Genomic DNA, 18,620 nt, shown 5'->3' on the forward strand with positions numbered 1-18,620 from the left:
GCCAGCACCGGGGCGCTCACGAGGCGCCGCCCGAGCCGTTGCGGCGGCGCAGCAGGCGCCGGCCGAGCAGCGGGGGGACGAGCACCACGGCGAGCAGTTCCACCGCGGTGAGGGTGGCCAGCGTCCAGTCCTCGGGTTTGCCGCTGACCTCGACCACGGTGGCCGCGACCTCGGTGGCGCCGCCGCGGCCGCGGGCGACGACCTGGCCGGTCTGCGGGTCGATGACCTCCTCGGTGCCGTCCCCGGCGCCGCCGGGCGCGTTCGGGTCGCCGGCGGCCGCACCGCCGGTGGCGTTCGGGTCGCCGCCCGCTGCGCCCGCGGCGCCGCCCGTACCGGCGCCGCCGGTCGAGGATCCGTTGCCGCCGGAGCCACTGCCCCCGGCGCTGCCGCTGCTGCCCGCCGTACCTCCGCCACCGCCCGCGCCGCCGGAGCCGGCGCCATTGCCGGTGCCAGAGCCGCCCGAACCGGCCTGGGTGGCCTTGCCGCCCTGGACGACGCAGTTGAGCGGCGCGCCCTGCTTGTCGCACTCGCTGGGCATCGGGGCGTTCTTGAGGACGGTCAGTTCGCCGGCCGGGTTGAAGGTCGGGTTGGCGCAGTTGGAGAGGGTGTCCGGGTTGACCGGGCTGGCGTTGCCGGGGATGTTCCTGGTCTGCAGCAGGCCGCCCTTGACCAGGCCGCGCGGGATCGGCGAGTACCCGAGGTCGTCGGCCTTGCCCTGGCCCTCGCACAGCACGTAGGAGAGGAAGCGGCTGAGTGCGGAGCCCTTGTCGTTGTTGAAGCGCGGCGGCGGGGGCTGGGCGGCGCCGGCGCGCGGCACGATCAGGTAGCTGTAGCTGGAGATCGGGTAGGCGCGCGGGTCGTTCATGGTGTAGACGCCGTCGAGGTTCTGCTGCAGGTAGTTGGGGTCGTCGGGCGGGGTGCTGTCGTCCACGCCGCGGATCCGGGCGGCGGTGAGCGCGACGGCGACGTTGGAGGCGGTCGGCAGCGCGTAGTAGCCGGCCTGGTTGAGCACCTTCACGACCGGCCAGTTGCTGCGCTTGGCGAAGGCGTACTCGTCGTAGCCGATGGTGCCCAGGTTGCCCGGGGACTTGATGTACCCGGCGACGACGTCGGAGCCGTTCTGGGCGACCATCCGGCCGGACGGCGGGAAGAACTCGGTGTAGTCGCCGCAGCTCACGCCGTTGACCGAGGTGCAGTAGGCGTCCCACTGGTCCTTGTGGGTGTGCTCCATCCAGCGGGTGAACTGCGCGGTGGCGCCGGAGCCGTCGGAGCGGACGACCGGGGTGATCTGCAGATTGGGCAGGGCCCTGCCGTAGTCGGCGGTGACCTTCGGGTCGTTCCAGTTGGTGATCTTGCCGGTGAAGATGTCCACGATGGTCTGCGGGGAGAGCCGCAGGTCGCGGACCTGCTTGCCGCCGACGACCAGGTTGTACATGAAGGTGGTGCCGCCCGCGGTGATCGGGACGTAGGAGAAGCCGTAGACCGGGTTCTCCCGGTCGCCACCGCCGCTCGCGTGGCCGTTCTGGCCGAGGCCGGTGTCCGGCGTGGACCGGAACGGCACGTCGGAGGCGGTGAAGTCGTCCTGCCCGTTGGACCACTGGGTGCGGCCGGCCGCCGAGCCGACCGGGTTGAAGCTGATCTGGATGCCCTGCGGGGACACGTCCTGCCGCCACTGGTCGATGGCCGGGCCGGCCCAGCTGGAGCCGTCCGCGCTCAGCGACACGGAGGCCGCCTGGGCCGGGGCCTGCCCGAGCAGCAGGGAGGCCGTGGCGAGCGAGAGGGACAGCGCCCCTGCCAGCAGCCGGGCCATGGAGCGCCTTGCGGCCTCCCGGAACATGGGAACTCCTCTGGTACGGAGGGTGGTTGAGCGGGACATCAGTGCTGGGCCCGCGGTCGGAGGACGTACGGGCGGGTGGCCGCGTCGACGGCGGCCGCCTCCAGGCGGCGGGCGTCCCGGTCGATCCGGCGCTTCTGCGCCCGGGTCAGCTGCCCGGGCCGGCGGCCGCCGAGCAGCCGGGCGGTGACGAAGAGGACCAGCACGACGCCCATCAGGGTCAGGCCGGCCGCGAAGCCGCGCGCGATCATGCCCTCGTACGGCTGCTTGACGTAGTTCCAGATGTACAGCGGCAGCGACACCTGGTGCCCGTCGAAGGGGTTGCCGTTGAACTGCGGGGTGAAGCCGGCGGTGAGCAGCACCGGCGAGGTCTCGCCGACGCCGCGCGCCATGCCGAGCACCACCGCGGTCATCAGGCCGGGCCGGGCGGTCGGCAGCACCACGTTCCACACCGTGCGCCACTGGCTGCCGCCCAGGGCGTACGAGGCCTCCCGCAGGGTGCCGGGCACCAGCCGGATGACCACCTCGGCGGCCCGGGTGACGATCGGCATCATCATCACGGTGAGCGCGAGCGAGGCCGCGAAGCCGCTCTTCTCGAAGCCGAAGGTGATGATCACGATGCCGAAGACGAACAGGCCGGCCACGATGGACGGCAGCGCCGTCATCGCCTCGACCAGGGTGCGCACCGGGCGGGCCATCCGGCCGCCGACCTCGGACATGAAGACGGCCGCCGCGATGCCCAGCGGGACGGCGAACAGCGTGGCCAGGCCCAGCTGTTCGAGCGAGCCGACGGCGGCGTTGAGCGCGCCGCCGGAGGTGAGCGGGTCGAGCGGGCCGGTGTGCTCCATCGCCTCGGTGAAGAAATTGAGGTGCTGGGCCGCTTCCCAGCCCCGACCGGCGACGTAGCCGATCTGGTCGACGGTCAGTGCGACCACCAGCAGCCCGGCGCTCCAGGCGACCACGGCGATCAGCCGGTCCCGCACCATCATCGGGGTCCACTGGAGCCGGCCGAGCGCGTAGTAGCCGCCCAGGAAGAGCGGGTACCAGCAGAGCAGGAAGCCGAGGGCGCCGCTGAACGGGAGCACCCGCTCGTACAGCACCCAGTCCAGTGCGAGCGAGCCGGCCAGGGAGCCCGCCACGGTGAGGACGTCGTCGCGGGTGATGCCGCCGATCCGGAGCTTCTGCTCGGGGCGCGGGGCACCGGCGGCGGCAGCAACGGACGCGGCAGTGGCGCCGGATGCGGGCTGGTCGGCGGCCCCGGACTCCGCGACCGGCGGCAGGTCGAGCGTGGTCATCGGGCGACCCTTTCGCGATTCGTGAATCGGACCGCCTGACGCGGCGATTGACGGATGGTCATGGTTCAGTCCGCCGTGGCGGCGCCGGAGCGCGAGCGGCTGATGACGATCCCGGCCAGCACGTTGACCAGCAGGGTGAGCGCGAACAGCACCAGGCCGGCGGCCATCAGCGCGGAGAGCGACAGCGCGTCGGACTCGCCGAAGCGCAGCGCGATCAGCGCGGAGATCGAGTTGGCGCCGTTCTCCAGGATGTGCGTGATGGCCTTGAAATTCGGCGAGATGATCAGCGCGACCGCGATGGTCTCGCCCATCGCCCGGCCGAAGCCCAGCATCACCGCGCCGATCACCCCGCCCTTGCCGAACGGCAGCACCACCGTGCGGACCATCCCCCAGCGGGTCGAGCCCAGCGCGTACGCACCCTCCCGCTCGCCCTGCGGGGCCTGGGAGAAGACCTCCCGGCTGAGCGAGGTGATGATCGGGATGATCATCAGGGAGACCACCACGCCCGCGATGAAGGTCGACGAGGTGTACGAGGTGCCGATGTCGCCGATCCGCACCTTGAGGAAGGGGACGGTGTCGCCCAGGTGGTTGGCCAGCCAGCGGACGAAGCCGATGATCCGTGGCTGGAGGAAGAACAGGCCCCAGAGGCCGTACACGATGCTGGGGATCGCCGCCATCAGGTCGACGAGCGAGATCAGCGCGGCGCGCAGCCGCACCGGCGCGTACTCGGAGATGAAGATCGCGGTGCCGAGCGCCACCGGAACGGCGATGACCAGCGCGATCACGGCGATCAGCAGGCCGTTGGGCAGGACGGCGGCGATGCCGAAGTTGTGCGCGGCGGTCTGCCACTTCTGCTCGGTCAGGAAGGACCAGCCGACGGCGCGCAGCGCGTCGGTGCCGCGCAGGATCAGGAAGAAGGCGATCAGTCCCATGATCGCGAAGACCGAGAGGCCGGCCATCCTGAGCACGCCGCGGAAGACCCGGTCGCCGGGGGTCGCGGGGGCGGTGATGGTGCGCGGGACGTCCTGGTCGGGCCCGTGGTCGGGTGGGCGTGGCGCCCCCGCGTACGGTGCCGCGGGCTGGGCGGCGGATGTCATGGTGTGCTCTCCGTGCTCGGAACGGGCGTGTTCGGGAACGGGTCCTCGGGAAGGAGCGGGGCCTCGGGAAGGAGCGGGCGCGGCCGGGCCGTGCTCGGCGGGGCCGGGAGGGAACGGCCCCACCGAGCACGGCCTGCTACCTGCGGCGCAGCCGCGACCACCGGGTGCGGGCACCGGCCAGCACCTTCGCCCCGGCCGGGGTGCCGCCGAGGAACAGCGCGGCCGGGCCGCCGACCAGCAGCACCAGGCCGGCGATCAGCGCGACGGGCAGCAGCAGCCGGGCGGTGCCGGGCCGGTCGGGCACCGGGGTGCCGACGGGGGCCGCGGCGAGCGGGGGGCCGGAGGGGCCGGCGGTCGCGCCGGGCTTGGCGCCCCCGGCCGTCGCCGCACCGCCGGAGGCCGCACCGCCGGCCGTACCCGTTCCGGTGGAACCGGTGGAACCGGTGGAACCGGCGCCGGAGAGCCCGCTCCCGGAGAGCCCGCCGCCGGACAGCCCGTCGGCCGAACCGAGGCCGCTGCCGGCGGCGTTGCCGTCCACGCCGCTACCGCCGACACTGCCGCCCGTACCGCCCGAGCCCGAGGCGCCGCCGTCCGTCCCGCCCGCCGTGCTGCCCGGGTCGGTGCCCGGGTTCGTCGGCGCGGTCTGGTTGCCGGGCAGCTTGCCGTCCTGCGCGGCGACGTGCTGCACGGCCTCCTGGGCCTGCTGCCGCTGGGCGCCGGTGAGGGCGAGATAGCCCTGGGCGAGCCGGCCGGGCGCGATGCCGTAGGTCTGGCCGTCGGTGGTCACCGTCTTGAGGAACTGCGCGATCGCGGCCGCCTTGGCGGCGGGCAGCCCGCCGGTGGGGACCATCGCGTACTGGACGACGCTCAGCGGGTAGGCGCGCGGGTCGCGCGAGAACGCGGTGTCGGGTGTGCCGTACGGCAGTTGCTGGACGCCGGTGGCCGGGTCGGTGGGCATGTCGGCGACGGCGGCCTGGAAGCCGGCCGTGGAGGGCGACACGTAGGAGCCGGCCGGGTTGAGCAGTGCCGCCTCGGGCAGCGAGAACGCCTTCGCCTGGGCGGTGTCCATGACGGCGAGCATCGCGCGCTGGCCGACGGCCTGCACGGCGCAGGGCTTGTGGCCGTTGCTGACCGGGTCGATGTTCGGGTCCTGGCAGTTGGGCTGGCTCTGCATCATGTTGCGCAGCACCCGGCCGATGCCGTCGAGGGACGGGTTCCACTCGTACTGCTTCCAGTGCCGCAGGTCGACGGTGGTGCTGTCCTGGTCGATGCCGGTGAAGTCCTGGGTCTGGAAGGCGTCCGTCGGGTAGCCGGCGAACTTCGGCTTCAGGTAGAGGCTGTCGATGTGCATGCCCCACGGGTCCGGCTCGCCGTCGAGGAAGCGGTACGCGTCCGGGTCCGCGGCCACCCACGAGGTCAGCAGGTAGGTGAGGTCGGTGGTGCCGCCGGGAACGCCGGGGTAGACGGTCAGGATCCCGCCGCAACTCGTCGGCCAGTGGATGCCGTTGGCGTCGGTCTCCGGGTTGAGCTGCCTGAACTCCGGGTCGGTGAAGAGGCAGACCGGGTTGCCGGCCACGGAGGGGATCGCCGCGCCCGGCGACGCGTAGGACTGGGTCAGCAGTTTCGCCATCAGCCGGGCGTTCAGCTTCATGTCGCGGATCTGCCGGCCGGTCTTCGGGTCGTCGACCAGGTAGGTGACCGAGATGCCGGTGGTGGCGAAGGGGGCGTAGACGTACGGGCGTGGCGGCGGTGAGCGGTCCGGGAGCGCCGTCAGCGCGACCTCAGTGGTGCTGCTGCCGCCGAGGAACGCCGCCCGGGCCTGCGGCTCGCCGCCGGCCGGGACGTAGCCGACGGTCATCGGCGAGCTGCCCAGGCAGAGTCCGGCCCGCCACTGCTGCACGGCCCGGTTGGCCATCTCCAGCCCGGCCGCGCCGAAGGCCTGGTCGGCCGCCGCACAGGCATCCGCCGTGGGGGCGAAGCTGAGCGGCACCACGGTCCGGTGCTGCCAGGCGCACTGTTCGCTGGTGCGGTTGCCGGTCTTCCAGTTCTGGAAGGCGGTGCCGGGCTTCATGATGCCGTCGGCGGCGGTGTAGCCGTCCGGGTCGTCGTCCAGGTCGTGGAACTCGCAGTCGGCCCCGCCGTCGTGGGCCTGGAAGAGGTCCAGCGGGTCACCGCCGTAGTTCGGCTCGACCACCAGGGAGCAGGGGTGGGTCGCGTCGCAGCCGAGCGTGGCGCTCTCCTTGGCGCTCCACACCTCGATCGAGGCGCTGCCGGAGCCGTCCGGCCCGGTCGCGGCGATCACCTGGTTGGTGGGCCACTCGGGCGTCTCCAAGTGCGTGGGGCGGGGCGGCTGCTCGAAGCCCTTCGACCGCTCGCCGCCGTAGAGCGTGCTGCCGTAGCAGTCCGTGACCGCGGGGTCGGTGCCTCGGCACTGGTAGACCCGCACCGCGTAGAGGATGAAGTTCGACTCCTTGACCGCCACCGCGACCGGGGCCTTGGAGCCCAGCGCGACGGTCGGGGTGAAGCCGCTCCAGGAGACCTGCAGGACCTGGTTGGTGAGGTCAGCCGTCTGGGAGACGGTCACGCTGCCCGCCGGGCCGTACGACTTGGTGGCCGGAATCCAGACCTTCGGGCCCGGCACCGTCACGGCCGAGTCGGCCTGCGCCTGGGGCGCCGCACCCAGCCCGATCGGAACCACGGCGAGCGCCGCCACCACGGCCTTGACGAGTGCCAGGGCCGGTAGTCGACGGCGCCACCGCCCTCGCTCTCTCGGGTCGGGTACGCGGTTTCTCATGGCCTGGCCTCCGGGAGGTGCGGGCCGCCGAGGGAGGCGGCGCGAGGGCGTCGGGCGCGCGGGGGACGGACGATTCCGTGCGTACCATTCGGCCAGCCGGACATGGCGGGATCCGGTCGGCCAGGTGTACGAGACCACAACGCGGCGACTCCGTACCGGAGTTGGGAACTCCGCAGGCGGCGGGGCGGACCCGCCGCCTGCGGTGAGCACGCCCGGGCTCAGTGCGCCGGGGTGTAGGACAGCGCGAGCGAGCCGATCTGCTGGCCGGTGGTGAAGTAGCCGGTGCCGAGCTTGGCGTCGAGGTACTTCGCGCCCTCCGCGTCCAGCTGGAAGCTGGAGGAGGTCAGGTTCTGGGTCAGGCCGTTGCGGTTGACCACGTTGTCGCCGGCCGGGTCCAGCAGCGGCACGGGCGTGCCGGAGCCGTTCGGCACGGCGGTGAACCAGCCGTCGGCGACGGAGAAGTCGAGCTGCTTGAAGGTCACGCTCCTGCCGGTGGTGAGGTCCAGGAAGAGCAGGCCGCCACCGAACTGCACGTCGCCGTAGAAGGCCGGGATGTTCGCGGCGCCACCGCTCACCGGGAAGGTCACGGTGAGCCCGGCGGTCTGGTCGTACGACGGGCTGGCGGGCTGGAGCGGAATGACCACGATGCCGTTGAGCGCGGCGTTCGACAGGAAGTTCACGTCGGTGGTGATCACGGCCTGGCCGGCCGCCGGCGTGACGGGGGTGGTGTCGGCGACGGCCGCACCGCCCGCGGCGGTCACGGCGAGGACGACGGCGGCACCGGACGAGGCCAGCCGGGCGCGCATTCTGGACATGCCGAACTCCTTGGGAGAGGTGGAGGGTTGGGAGAGGGACGGGGGTTGGCCGGTCGGGCGCCGGAGCCGGCCCGGCGGCCGCGGGGTGAGGCCCCGCGGCCGCCGGTGTGGTGCAGGTGGGGCTCAGGAGTGGGGCTCAGGAGTGGGTGACGCTGCCGCAGGCGAAGGAGGACAGCGGCAGGAAGCCGAAGCTCTTCAGGTCGGCGGCACCGTTGGTGCAGATCCAGCCGCCGCGGCCGAAGATGGCGCGCAGGGTGGTGCCGTGGGTGTCGGTGGCGGTCCACTCGGCGTCCCGGAAGACGTTGTAGACCACACGGGAGTACGGGGTGGCGGCGAAGGCGGAGCTGATGGTCTTGTTCACGGTGTCGACCGGCGCGACGCCGTCGACGGAGCGGATGGTCAGCGGGCCCTGGACGTCGGCGCCGCTGCCCTTGCCGAAGTAGACCTGGCCGATGTAGTGGGCCACGGAGTAGGGGACCAGCGCGTTGACGTCGGAGAGCTGGGTGTCGCTGCCCTCGTTCTCCTGGACGGTGCTGTTCACGCAGGCGCCCGGGTTGACGGCGGTGCCGCCACCGATGGTGGTCAGGAAGAACGAGCGGGTGCCGGAGCCGGTCTGCGGCAGGAAGGGCTTGATCGTGGCGTTGGGGAGCGACGCGTTGATCTGGTTCCAGTTGGTGACCGTGCAGGTGTAGATGTCCTTCAGGTTCTGCGTGGTCAGGTTCGCCGGGGCGTTGCCGGTGGACGGGGCGGCCCAGGCGACGGCGTCCTTGGCCAGCGCGACGAAGTCGTCGGTGGTCGGGTCGGTCGGCTGCGGGGCGCGCGAGGAGCGGGCGAAGTCCACGGTGGCGCTGGTGTTGGCGTTCAGCGCGGTGATGCCGGCGCCGGAGCCGTTCGGGCGGGTGATCGGGGTGGCGCCCGACTTGGTGGTGATGGTGCCGGCGGGGATGGCGTCCCAGCTGTACAGGTGCGGGGCGCTCGGGTTGGTCACGGTCGCGTTGTAGTCGGCGGCGAGCTTGTTCAGCACGGCCTGGGTGGTGTCGGAGCCCACGCCCACGATGTCCTGGGCGTTCGGCAGGCTCGCCGGGTCGGCGACGGCGGTGCCGGCGAAGACGGTGGCGACCGAGGTCGCCAGCGCGGCGGCGGCAATCAGGTTGGCAGCGGTCCTACGCATGTTTCTCTTCCTCCGGTGGGAGAGACGTCCATCGCGTGAAACCCTTACTCCGGTCGGGAGTTCGGGGCCGGTGGCCGCGTCCGCTGCGGCCCGTCCGGCAGTGCCGATCCTGTCCGGCGGGCCGGTTCCGCCGGAAGGGCGGTCGAGCCGGGCAGCGGAATGTCGACTCATCGGTTCAGCGAGGTTTAGGCACTGGTCAGCGTGGACGCGGCAGGGGCGGGAGCGGGTGTACGAGCGGCGTCGACGTTCTTCTCCAGGAGGCTGCTCGGGGTGTTGCCGGAAACCTGCGCTTCACCGGAAACGCACGAACGGAGGGCCTGGCACGGCTCTCGGGAAACGGCTACAGCGGCCGGTGACCGTCGCGCCCGGACCGGCGCAACTCCTGCCCCACCCACTGCAGTCCGGCCAGGAAGCCCTCGATCCCGGCCTGGCACTGGTCCCGCCGCAGGTACCCGCGCGCGCTGCGGGCGACCGGAACGGCGGCGGTCGCCCCCGGCCGGGTGCTGCGCACCGGCAGGTGGGCGGCCCAGACCCACTGGCGCCCCTCGGACTGCCCGACCGAGCACCGCAGCGCGGCCCGCTCGATCAGCAACTCACGTACGGCCTCGGCGAGTTCTTCCTCGCTGCGGTACGTCCGTACGCCGACGCCGAGCGGTCGGCCGTTGGCGGCGCGCAGCGCCCAGCCGACGCAGCGGTCGCCCGCCGGCACGATCAGCAGTCGCGGACCGCGCCGCTCAGCGGCCATCGGTGCGTCTCAACGGCCCCGCGGGTTCGTGCAGTTCGCGCGGCGGCTGCTTGGACAGCAGCACCACGAAACGCCGGAAGGCGTTCTGGCAGGTCGCGTAGCGCTCGTACGCCCGGCTGGAGCGCACCTCGGGGAGGTTGCGCGAGCCGGGGATGACCCACACCCAGCCGATTCCGTCCCGGAAGTGGGTGATGCGCGCGGTCAGCTCGTCCGCTCCGGCGCGCAGCCCGTCGAAGCCGCGCTCGGCCTCGCCGGCCGTCTCGAACGCGGCCGGGGTGATCGCGACCACCCGGCCGTTGGGCGCCTTGAGCTGCCAGCGGTAGCGCCCGTCCGCGGCCCGTTCGGCGCGGAACCCCCCTCGACGTGCCCCTGCTGCGGTGTGACCGCGGCCGGAAGCGTCCACAGCCCCTCCGTCCGGTTACCTTGCGGTTTCCCCTCCGAGCGGAGCAAAGCTATGTGTGCACACAGAGCCGACGAAAGCCCAGAACGTTCACAACTTGCGCTGTTGGTCGGGAAGTTCTCTCTCGTTTAACTTTCACATGTCTTTGCCGAAGGCCCCTCCGACGAGCCCGGAACCGAGCCCGGAACCGGGCTCAGAGACGGGCTCAGAGCCGGACTCAGAGCCGGGCCGTCCAGCGCACCAGCGCGCCCTTCCGGTACGGCCCCCGCTCGTGCCAGGCGTCCCCACCGAGCACCTCGGCGCGCCGGGTCAGGTTGAGCAGTCCGCTGCGCCGCCCGCCCTCCGGGATGCCCACCCCGTCGTCGGTCACGGTCAGCAGCACGCCCGGCCGGCCGTCGCGGTCCAGCGACTCCGGGTCGCCGCCCATCGGCCGGCCGTCGTCGCCCAGGTGGACGGTCGCGTCGATCTCCACGCCGACCCGGGAGGCCCGCGCGTGCCGCGCCGTGTTGGAGAGCATCTCCCGCAGTGCGGCGAGCAGTTGGCGTCCCGTCTGGTCGCCGACCAGGCTCTCCACCGGCCCGACGAAGCTCACCGAGGGCTTGAAGCCGAGTGCGGCCGCGGCCTGGCTGGCCTCCCGCAGCACCCGGGTGCGCAGGGTGTCCGGCGCGTCGCCGTGGTTGTCGTGCTGCAGGGCGTAGATGGTGGTGCGGACCTCCTGGATGGTGGCGTCCAGCTCGTCCACCGCCTTGCCGATGCCGGACCTGACCTCGGGGACGACCGCCCGCCGGGCCGCGCTCTCCAGCATCATCCCGGTGGCGAACAGCCGCTGGATCACCAGGTCGTGGAGGTCGCGGGCGATCCGGTCGCGGTCCTGGAAGACGGCCAGGCGCTGCTGGTCGCGCTGGCCCTCGGCCAGCCGCAGGGCGAGCGCGGCCTGCGAGGCGAAGGTCTCGGCGAGCTGCTTCTCGCTGTCGGTGAACGGCAGTGCCCCGCACGGGCGCCAGACGCAGAGCCCGCCGAGCACCCGCCCGGCGGCGACCATCGGCACGGCCATGGACGGGCCGAAGCGGCGGGCCAGGCGCATCACCACGGTCGGGTCGCTGGACATGTCGTCCAGGTAGACGCTCTCCCCCGCCAGCAGCCGGGCCGCGAAGCTGTCCTTGGGCAGCAGTTCGCCGCGGACGAACTCGGCCACCTCACCGGAGGCGTGGGCGACCCGCATCTGGCCGTCGCCCTCCCCCTCCGGGCCGGTCGGCAGCAGGATCATGCCGAGCGCGGCGTCCGCCAACTCCCTTACCTGCTCGGCCGCGACGGTCAGGGCCGCCTCGGCCTGCTCGGCGGAGAGCAGCGCGGTGGTGACGGCGGCGGCGCCGGCGATCCAGCGCTCGCGGCGGCGGCCCTCCTCGTACAGCCGGGAGTTCTCGATCGCCACGCCGGCCGCGGCGGCGAGGGCGTGCACCACCTGCTCGTCCTCGGGGGTGAAGGCGCCGCCGCCCTTCTTCTCGGTGAGGTAGAGGTTGCCGAACACCTCCTCGCGAACCCGGATCGGCACGCCCAGGAAGGTCCTCATCTGCGGGTGGTGCGGCGGGAACCCGGAGGAGCGCGGGTCGGCGCCCAGGTCGGTCAGCCGCAGCGGCTCGGGGCGGTCGATGAGCGCGCCGAGGATGCCGCGGCCGGCGGGGAGTTCGCCGATCGCGGCGGCGGTCTCGTCGTCCACGCCGACGTGGATGAAGTCGGCCAGGCCGGTGCCGCCGGGGGCGATCACGCCGAGCGCCGCGTACCGGGCGTCGACCAGTTCGGCGGCGCCGGTGGCGATCCGGTGGAGGGTGGCGTGCAGGTCCAGCCCGGCGCCGATGGAGACCACCGCCTCCAGCAGCCGCTGCATCCGGTCGGTGACGGCGGCGGCGGACTGCAGGCGCTCGGCGACCTCGGTGACCAGGGTGTCCAGCCCGAGCGAGGCGATCTCGGGCACCCGGTGGGGCGTCGGCTCGGGGGTGGTCTCGGGGAGGTCCGGCGTGGGGTCCATGGAGAAAGCCTAGTTTGTACGCTTTTCAGCCGAAGAGCGGCGCGACCGGCTCGGCGGGCGCGACCGGCTCGGAGGGCGCGACCGGCGGCGGCCGCATGCCGGCGGCTATGCCGGTACGGCCCCCAGCAGCCCGTCCGCCTCCCGCTCCCGCCGCCACATCGCGTGCAGCCGCCCGTCCGGGTCGGCGACCAGCTCCGACCAGCAGCCCTGCTCGGCCACCCGGCCGTCTTCCAGCACCAGCACCTCGTCCACGGTCGCGTCGTCCAGCCCGGCCAGCCGGTGGGTGATCAGCACGGTGGTGCGGCCCTCGGTGGCGGCCAGCAGGTCGGCGGTGAGCGCGTCGGCGGTGGGCAGGTCGAGGTGTTCGGCGGGCTCGTCCAGGACGAGCACCGGGAAGTCCGCGAGCAGCGCCCGGGCGAGCGCGAGGCGCTGCCGCTGGCCGCCGGAGAGCCGGGCGCCGTGCTCGCCGACCATGGTGTCCAGGCCGTCCGGCAGGCCCTCGGTCCAGTCGAGCAGCCGGGCGGCGGCGAGCGCGGCACGCAGCTCCTCCTCCGTCGCGCCCGGCCGGGCCAGCCGCAGGTTCTCCCGCAGCGAGCTGTCGAAGACGTGCGCGTCCTGCGCACAGAGCCCGATCACCCGGCGGACGGACTCGCCGTCGAGCGCGCGGCTGTCCACAGCCTGTGGACGACCGGCGGCGAAGGTGACGGCGCCGGAGGTGGGCTCCACGAAGCGCAGCAGCGCCCGGGCGAGGCTGGTCTTGCCGGAGCCGGACGGGCCGACCACGGCGATCCGACGCCCCGCGGCGAGGTCGAGGTCGACCCCGACGAGCGCGTCCACCGTCTGCCCGGGGTGGCGTACGGTCAGCCCGCGCACCGCGACCGGCAGCGGCTGCTCGGGGAGCGCCGCCGGCTCCGACGGTTCGGTCACCGGCGAAGGTGCGTCAAGGACCTCGTCCAGCCGGGCCCGGGCGGCGCGGCTGCGCTGGCGGGCCTGGACGGCGAGCGGCATCCCGGTGACCGCCTCGAAGGCGGCCAGCGGGGTCAGCACCACCAGGGCCAGGCAGACCGGCGCCAGCGCGCCGTCCCGCACGCCCTGGACGCCGACGGCCGCCGCGGCGGTCACGGTCAGCCCGGTGAGCAGCGCGATCAGCCCGGTTCCGAGCGCCGTGGTGGCGGCCGAGCGGGCGGCCAGCCGGGTCAGCGCGGTGTCGGCGGCGCGGACGGCGGCCAGCCGGCCGGGCAACGCGCCGGCCACGGTGAGTTCGGCGGTGCCGGTGAGGCTGTCCACCACGGCGGTGGCCAGCCGCCCGCGCGCCGGGGCCTGGCGCCGCTCGGCGCCGGCCGACCAGCGGGCGGCCAGGGCGGGCACCAGCACGCCGGCGAGCAGCAGCCCGAGGCCGAGCACCGCCCCGGCGGCGGGCAGGAAGGCGGCCAGCACCGCCGTGGAGGCCAGCGCGACCACGCCCGCCACGGCGGCGGGCAGCCGCCAGCGCAGGTAGTGGTCCTGGACCGCGTCCACGTCGGCGACCAGCCGGGAGAGCAGGTCGCCGCGCCGGAAGGCGGGCAGTCCGGCGGGGGCGAGCGCGCTCAGCCGCCGGTAGACGGCGGCCCGCAGGGGGCCGAGGGCGCGCAGCACCGCGTCGTGCGAGACCAGCCGCTCGGCGTAGCGGAAGACGCTGCGGCCGATCCCGAAGGCCCGCACCGAGGTGACGGCCATCATCAGGTAGAGCACCGGCGGCATCTCGGAGGCCCGGGAGATGAGGTAGCCGGAGGTGGCCATCAGCGCGACGGCGCAGCCCAGGGCGAGGGCGCCGAGCAGGACGGACAGCGCCAGCCGGGGCGCGGCGCCGGTCTCGGCCTCGGGCTCCTCGGGCACCACGGGCGCGGACGTCGGCCGTCCCGTGTGGGCGAGCGGAGCGACAGCCGGTGCGGGTTCCGTGACGACGGGCCCCGCCAGCCGTACCCGCTCGTCCGCGGCGGCCAGCAGTGCGGGCCGGTGCGCCACGACCAGGACGGTGCGCGCCGGGTCCTCGGCGAGCGCCCGGACGGCGTCCACGACGGCCGCCTCGGAGGCGCCGTCCAGGTTGGCGGTGGGCTCGTCCAGCAGGACCAGCGGCCGGTCGTCGGCGAGCAGCACCCGGGCGAGGGCGAGGCGCTGGCGCTGCCCGGCGGAGAGCCCGCTGCCGTCCTCGCCGAGCTCGGCGGCCAGGTCGGTGACGAAGTCGAGTGCGTGCGCGGCCCGCAGCGCCGTCCACAGCTGCCGGTCGTCGGCCTCGGGCCGGTAGAGCCGCAGGTTCTCGGCGATGGTGCCGGCGAACAGGTGCGGGTGCTGCGGCAGCCAGGCGATCTGCCGGCGCCAGCTCTCCGGTTCGAGCTCGGCGAGGTCGTACGTCCGCCCGTCGGCGGCGGTGATCCGGACGGTGCCGGCCTCGGGGGCGGTGAGGCCGAGCAGCACGGCCAGCAGGGTGGACTTGCCGGCGCCGCTCGGGCCGGTGAGGGCCGTGGTGGAGCCCGGCTTCAGGGTCAGCGCGGCGCCGTCCGGCGCGGTGCCCTCCACGGTGGTGCAGTCCAGGGCCGGCTCGGTCCGCCCCGGGTGCCGGACGACCAACCCCTCGGCGCGGATCCCGGCCCCGGTCAGGGCCGGGGCCGGCACCGTCCCGGCGGCGGGCAGCGGGGTCTCCAGCACCCGGAACAGCTCGTCGGCGGCGGTCAGCCCCTCGACGCTGGAGTGGTAGAGCGCGCCGACCTGGCGGATCGGGACGTACACCTCGGGGGCGAGGACCAGGATCAGCAGCCCGGTCTCCAGGTCGAGGGTTCCGTCCACCAGCCGGAAGCCGACGGTGACGGCGACCAGCGCGACGGAGAGGGTGGAGAGCAGTTCCAGGGTGAAGGAGGAGATGAAGGCGATCCGCAGGGTGCGCAGGGTGGCCCGGCGGTAGTCGGCGGTGATCCGGGCGATGGTGGCGGCCTGGGTGCGGGCCCGGTTGAACACCTTGAGGGTGGGGAGCCCGGCGACCACGTCGAGGAAGTGGTGCGAGAGCCGGGCCAGGGTGTCCCACTGCCGGTCCATCCGGGCCTGGGTGGCCATCCCGATCAGCACCATGAACAGCGGGATCAGCGGCAGCGTCCCGGCGATGATCGCGGCCGAGGTGAAGTCGGCGCCGACGATCCGCAGCAGCACGATGACCGGGACGACCACGGCCAGCGCCAACTGCGGCAGGTAGCGGGCGAAGTAGTCGTCCAGCGCGTCGATGCCGCGGGTGGCGAGGGTGGTGAGTTCGCCGGTGCGCCGGCCCGCCAGGTAGGACGGTCCGAGCGCGGTGGCGTGGTCGAGCAGCCGGCGCCGCAGGGTGGACTTCACCCGGGCGACGGAGCGGTGCGCGGTGAGTTCGGTGAGCCAGCCGACCAGCCCGCGCCCGACGGCCGTCAGGGCGAGCAGCAGCAGTGGCGTGGTCAGTTCGCCGAGGGTCGCGCCGCGCTGGAAGGCGCGGACGACGATCTCGGCGATGAGACTCGCCTGGGCGACCACCAGGGCCGCGCCCGCCGCGCCGAGCAGCACGGATCCGGCGAGGAAGGCCCTGGTGGCGCGGGCGTACCCGAGGAGTCGGGGGTCGACGGGCTGCACGGCGTCAGTCCTGGTCGAGCGGGGTGGCGGGGGTGGCGGCGGAGCCGTGGGCGGCCGCCGGGATGTGCTGGACGCCGATCCGCTTGCGGAACACCCAGTACGTCCAGCCCTGGTAGAGCAGCACCAGCGGAGTGAACACCGCCGCCACGATGGTCATCAGCTTCAGCGTGTACGGCGAGGAGGCCGCGTTGCTGACGGTCAGGCTCCAGCCGTCGTTCAGGGTGGACGGCATGACGTTCGGGAAGAGCGCCAGGAAGAGCATCGCGACGGCGGCCACGATGGTCGCCCCGGAGAGCACGAACGCCCAGCCCTCGCGGCCGCGTTGGTTGGCGACCAGGGCGCCGAGCAGGGCCAGGACGGCGATCACCAGCGCGGCCAGGCTGCGGCCGTTGCCGCTGTCGGCCTGGGTCCAGACCAGGAAGGCTGCGGCCAGCACGGCGGCCGCCAGCCCGGCCCGCAGGGCGGCCCTGCGGGCCCGCTCGCGGATCTCGCCGACCGTCTTGAGCGCGGCGAACACCGCGCCGTGGAAGGTGAACAGAGCGAGCGTGACCAGGCCGCCGAGCAGCGCGTACGGGTTCAGCAGGTCCCCGAGGGTGCCGACGTAGTTCTTCTGCGCGTCGATGTCCACGCCGCGCACGATGTTGGCGAAGGCGACGCCCCAGAGGAAGGCCGGGAGGAGGGAGGTCCAGAAGATGGCCTCCTCCCAGTTCCGCTGCCAGCGGGCGCCGTCGCGCTTGGCCCGGTACTCGAAGGCCACGCCGCGGACGATCAGGCAGACCAGGATCACCAGCAGCGGGACGTAGAAGCCGCTGAAGAGCGTCGCGTACCAGTCCGGGAAGGCGGCGAAGGTGGCGCCGCCGGCGGTCAGCAGCCAGACCTCGTTGCCGTCCCAGACCGGGCCGATGGTGTTGATCAGCACCCGCCGCTCGGCGGTGTCGCGGGCCAGCGGCTTGGTCAGGATGCCGATCCCGAAGTCGAAGCCCTCCAGGAAGAAGTAGCCGATCCACAGGACCGCGATCAGCACGAACCAGACGTCGTGGAGTTGCATGTCAGATCCTCAGTTCCCCAGTGATCCCCGGTTCGGCGGTGGTCAGTACGCGAAGGCGAGCGGCTTGTCGGCGTCCTCGTCCGAGGACGGGCCGCGCAGTGAGGGGTCCTTGGCGGGCGGCTGCTCGGTCACCACCGGGCCGGCCTTGGCGTACTTGACCAGCAGTCGGACCTCGACGACCGCGAGGATCGCGTACAGCGTGGTGAAGGTGGCCAGCGCCCCGATCTGGGTGCCGACGCCGACGTTGGGGGAGACGGCACTGGCCGTGGTCATCAGGCCGAAGACGGCCCAGGGCTGGCGGCCCATCTCGGTGAAGATCCAGCCGAAGCTGTTGGCGATCAGCGGGAAGCCCATGGTCAGGATGCCGATCCGCCAGCTCCACTTGGTCAGCAGCGGGCCGAGTTCGCGCTTGGGGGTGAGCATCAGCCGGGGCACCTCGGTGTCGCCGGTGCGGAACTCGGGGCGCAGGAAGAGCTTCCTGCGGGTGGTCCAGAGCCCGATCAGGCCGGCCACGAAGGAGGTCATCCCGAAGCCGATCATGAGGCGGAAGCCCCAGTAGGTGACGAAGATGCTCGGGATGTAGTCCTTGGGGTTGCCGCCGTGCTGGGCGGCCTCGGCGGCCGCGGTGTCGTTGATGCCGGGGACGGAGGAGCTGAAGTCGCTGTGGGCGAGGAAGGAGAGTATCCCGGGGACCTCCAGCTCGACCGAGTTGTGGCCCTTGCTGACGTCGCCGACCGCGAAGATCGAGAACGGCGCGGGCGCCTGGGTGTCCCACAGGGCCTCGGCGGCGGCCATCTTCATCGGCTGCTGCTCGAACATGACCTTGCCGAGCTCGTCGCCGCTGAGCGCGGTGCCGGCGCCGAAGACGACGGCGAGCACCAGGCCGAGCCGCAGCGAGGTCCGCATCGAGGCGGTCTTCTTGGCGTCGGCGCCCTCCGGCTTGCGCTTGGCCTTCCAGAGGTGGAAGGAGGAGATGCCGACCATGAAGGCGGCGCCGGTGAGGAAGGCGGCGGTCAGGGTGTGGGCGACGACGGTGAGGGTGGTGTTCTGGAACAGCACCTTGGCGATGTCGGTCAGCTGGGCCTTGCCGGTGACCGGGTCGATCGAGTAGCCGACCGGGTGCTGCATCCAGGAGTTGGCGGCCAGGATGAAGTAGGCGGAGAGCACGGTGCCCAGCGCGACCATCCAGATGCAGGCGCAGTGGATCTTCCTCGGCAGCTTGTCCCAGCCGAAGATCCACAGGCCGATGAAGGTGGACTCGAAGAAGAAGGCGATCAGCGCCTCCATCGCGAGCGGCGCGCCGAAGACGTCGCCGACGAAGCGGGAGTAGTCGGACCAGTTCATGCCGAACTGGAATTCCTGGACGATTCCGGTGACGACGCCCATCGCGATGTTGATGAGGAAGAGCTTTCCCCAGAACTTCGTCGCGTGGAAGTACTTCTCCTTGTTCGTCCGCACCCAAGCGGTCTCCAGGCCGGCCACGACGGCGGCCAGGCTGATCGTGAGCGGAACGAAGAGGAAGTGATAGACGGTGGTGATGCCGAATTGCCATCGCGCGATGGTCTCGTGAGCGATTGCCAGTTCCACGTCGCCCTCTCTCCCAACCTGCCCGTGTGACGACGGGCACCTTCCGGACAAACTTCTTCTCTAGCCGTGGAGCGCCGCCAAGCCGCGCACGCTTGCCCGCTTGTGAACGTGAACACGTTCACAAGGGCCAGTATCCACCATCCTTACGGAGGAACAGCAGGTGGGGTGGGATGGACAGCCCTGT

12 protein-coding genes are annotated in these 18,620 nt (G+C 72.9%); all 12 read right to left on the bottom strand.

Annotated features, from left to right (window positions below; genetic code table 11):
• Positions 1-16 precede the first annotated feature (16 nt).
• Complete coding sequence (locus CRP52_RS14930; RefSeq protein ID WP_257032495.1) at positions 17-1,837, bottom strand: phosphate ABC transporter substrate-binding protein PstS; 1,821 nt, start codon at positions 1,835-1,837, stop codon at positions 17-19.
• A 38-nt stretch (positions 1,838-1,875) separates the two neighbouring features.
• The gene (gene pstA / locus CRP52_RS14935; protein ID WP_097236848.1) at positions 1,876-3,129 is read right to left on the bottom strand and encodes a phosphate ABC transporter permease PstA; all 1,254 of its coding nucleotides are present in this window, start codon (positions 3,127-3,129) and stop codon (positions 1,876-1,878) included.
• Between the two features lie 65 nt (positions 3,130-3,194).
• Complete coding sequence (gene pstC, locus CRP52_RS14940) at positions 3,195-4,226, bottom strand: phosphate ABC transporter permease subunit PstC (RefSeq protein ID WP_097236849.1); 1,032 nt, start codon at positions 4,224-4,226, stop codon at positions 3,195-3,197.
• Positions 4,227-4,362: 136 nt separating this feature from the next.
• Entirely contained in the window at positions 4,363-7,020 is a 2,658-nt protein-coding gene (locus CRP52_RS14945; protein ID WP_143685747.1) for a hypothetical protein, read from the bottom strand.
• Between the two features lie 218 nt (positions 7,021-7,238).
• Positions 7,239-7,835, bottom strand: a complete 597-nt coding sequence (locus tag CRP52_RS14950) for a hypothetical protein (protein WP_143685748.1) — start codon at positions 7,833-7,835, stop codon at positions 7,239-7,241.
• A 136-nt stretch (positions 7,836-7,971) separates the two neighbouring features.
• Complete coding sequence (locus tag CRP52_RS14955) at positions 7,972-9,006, bottom strand: PstS family phosphate ABC transporter substrate-binding protein (protein WP_097236852.1); 1,035 nt, start codon at positions 9,004-9,006, stop codon at positions 7,972-7,974.
• 340 nt (positions 9,007-9,346) lie between these two features.
• A complete protein-coding gene (locus CRP52_RS14960; protein ID WP_097236853.1) occupies positions 9,347-9,751 on the bottom strand; it encodes a hypothetical protein in 405 nt (134 codons plus the stop codon).
• The gene (locus tag CRP52_RS14965) at positions 9,741-10,154 is read right to left on the bottom strand and encodes a hypothetical protein (RefSeq protein ID WP_097236854.1); all 414 of its coding nucleotides are present in this window, start codon (positions 10,152-10,154) and stop codon (positions 9,741-9,743) included. The genes CRP52_RS14960 and CRP52_RS14965 overlap by 11 nt, the downstream gene beginning before the upstream one ends.
• 214 nt (positions 10,155-10,368) lie before the next feature.
• The gene (locus CRP52_RS14970; RefSeq protein WP_097236855.1) at positions 10,369-12,177 is read right to left on the bottom strand and encodes a sensor histidine kinase; all 1,809 of its coding nucleotides are present in this window, start codon (positions 12,175-12,177) and stop codon (positions 10,369-10,371) included.
• A 105-nt stretch (positions 12,178-12,282) separates the two neighbouring features.
• Complete coding sequence (cydD, locus tag CRP52_RS14975; protein WP_097236856.1) at positions 12,283-15,801, bottom strand: thiol reductant ABC exporter subunit CydD; 3,519 nt, start codon at positions 15,799-15,801, stop codon at positions 12,283-12,285.
• A 4-nt stretch (positions 15,802-15,805) separates the two neighbouring features.
• On the bottom strand, positions 15,806-16,849 hold the full coding sequence (cydB, locus tag CRP52_RS14980; protein WP_097236857.1) for a cytochrome d ubiquinol oxidase subunit II: 1,044 nt from the start codon (positions 16,847-16,849) through the stop codon (positions 15,806-15,808).
• 42 nt (positions 16,850-16,891) lie between these two features.
• Positions 16,892-18,436, bottom strand: coding sequence for a cytochrome ubiquinol oxidase subunit I (locus CRP52_RS14985; RefSeq protein WP_097236858.1), 1,545 nt, complete (start codon positions 18,434-18,436; stop codon positions 16,892-16,894).
• Between the last annotated feature and the right edge of the window lie 184 nt (positions 18,437-18,620).

Origin of the sequence: Streptomyces sp. 1331.2 (assembly GCF_900199205.1) — a bacterium.
GTDB lineage: Bacteria > Actinomycetota > Actinomycetes > Streptomycetales > Streptomycetaceae > Kitasatospora.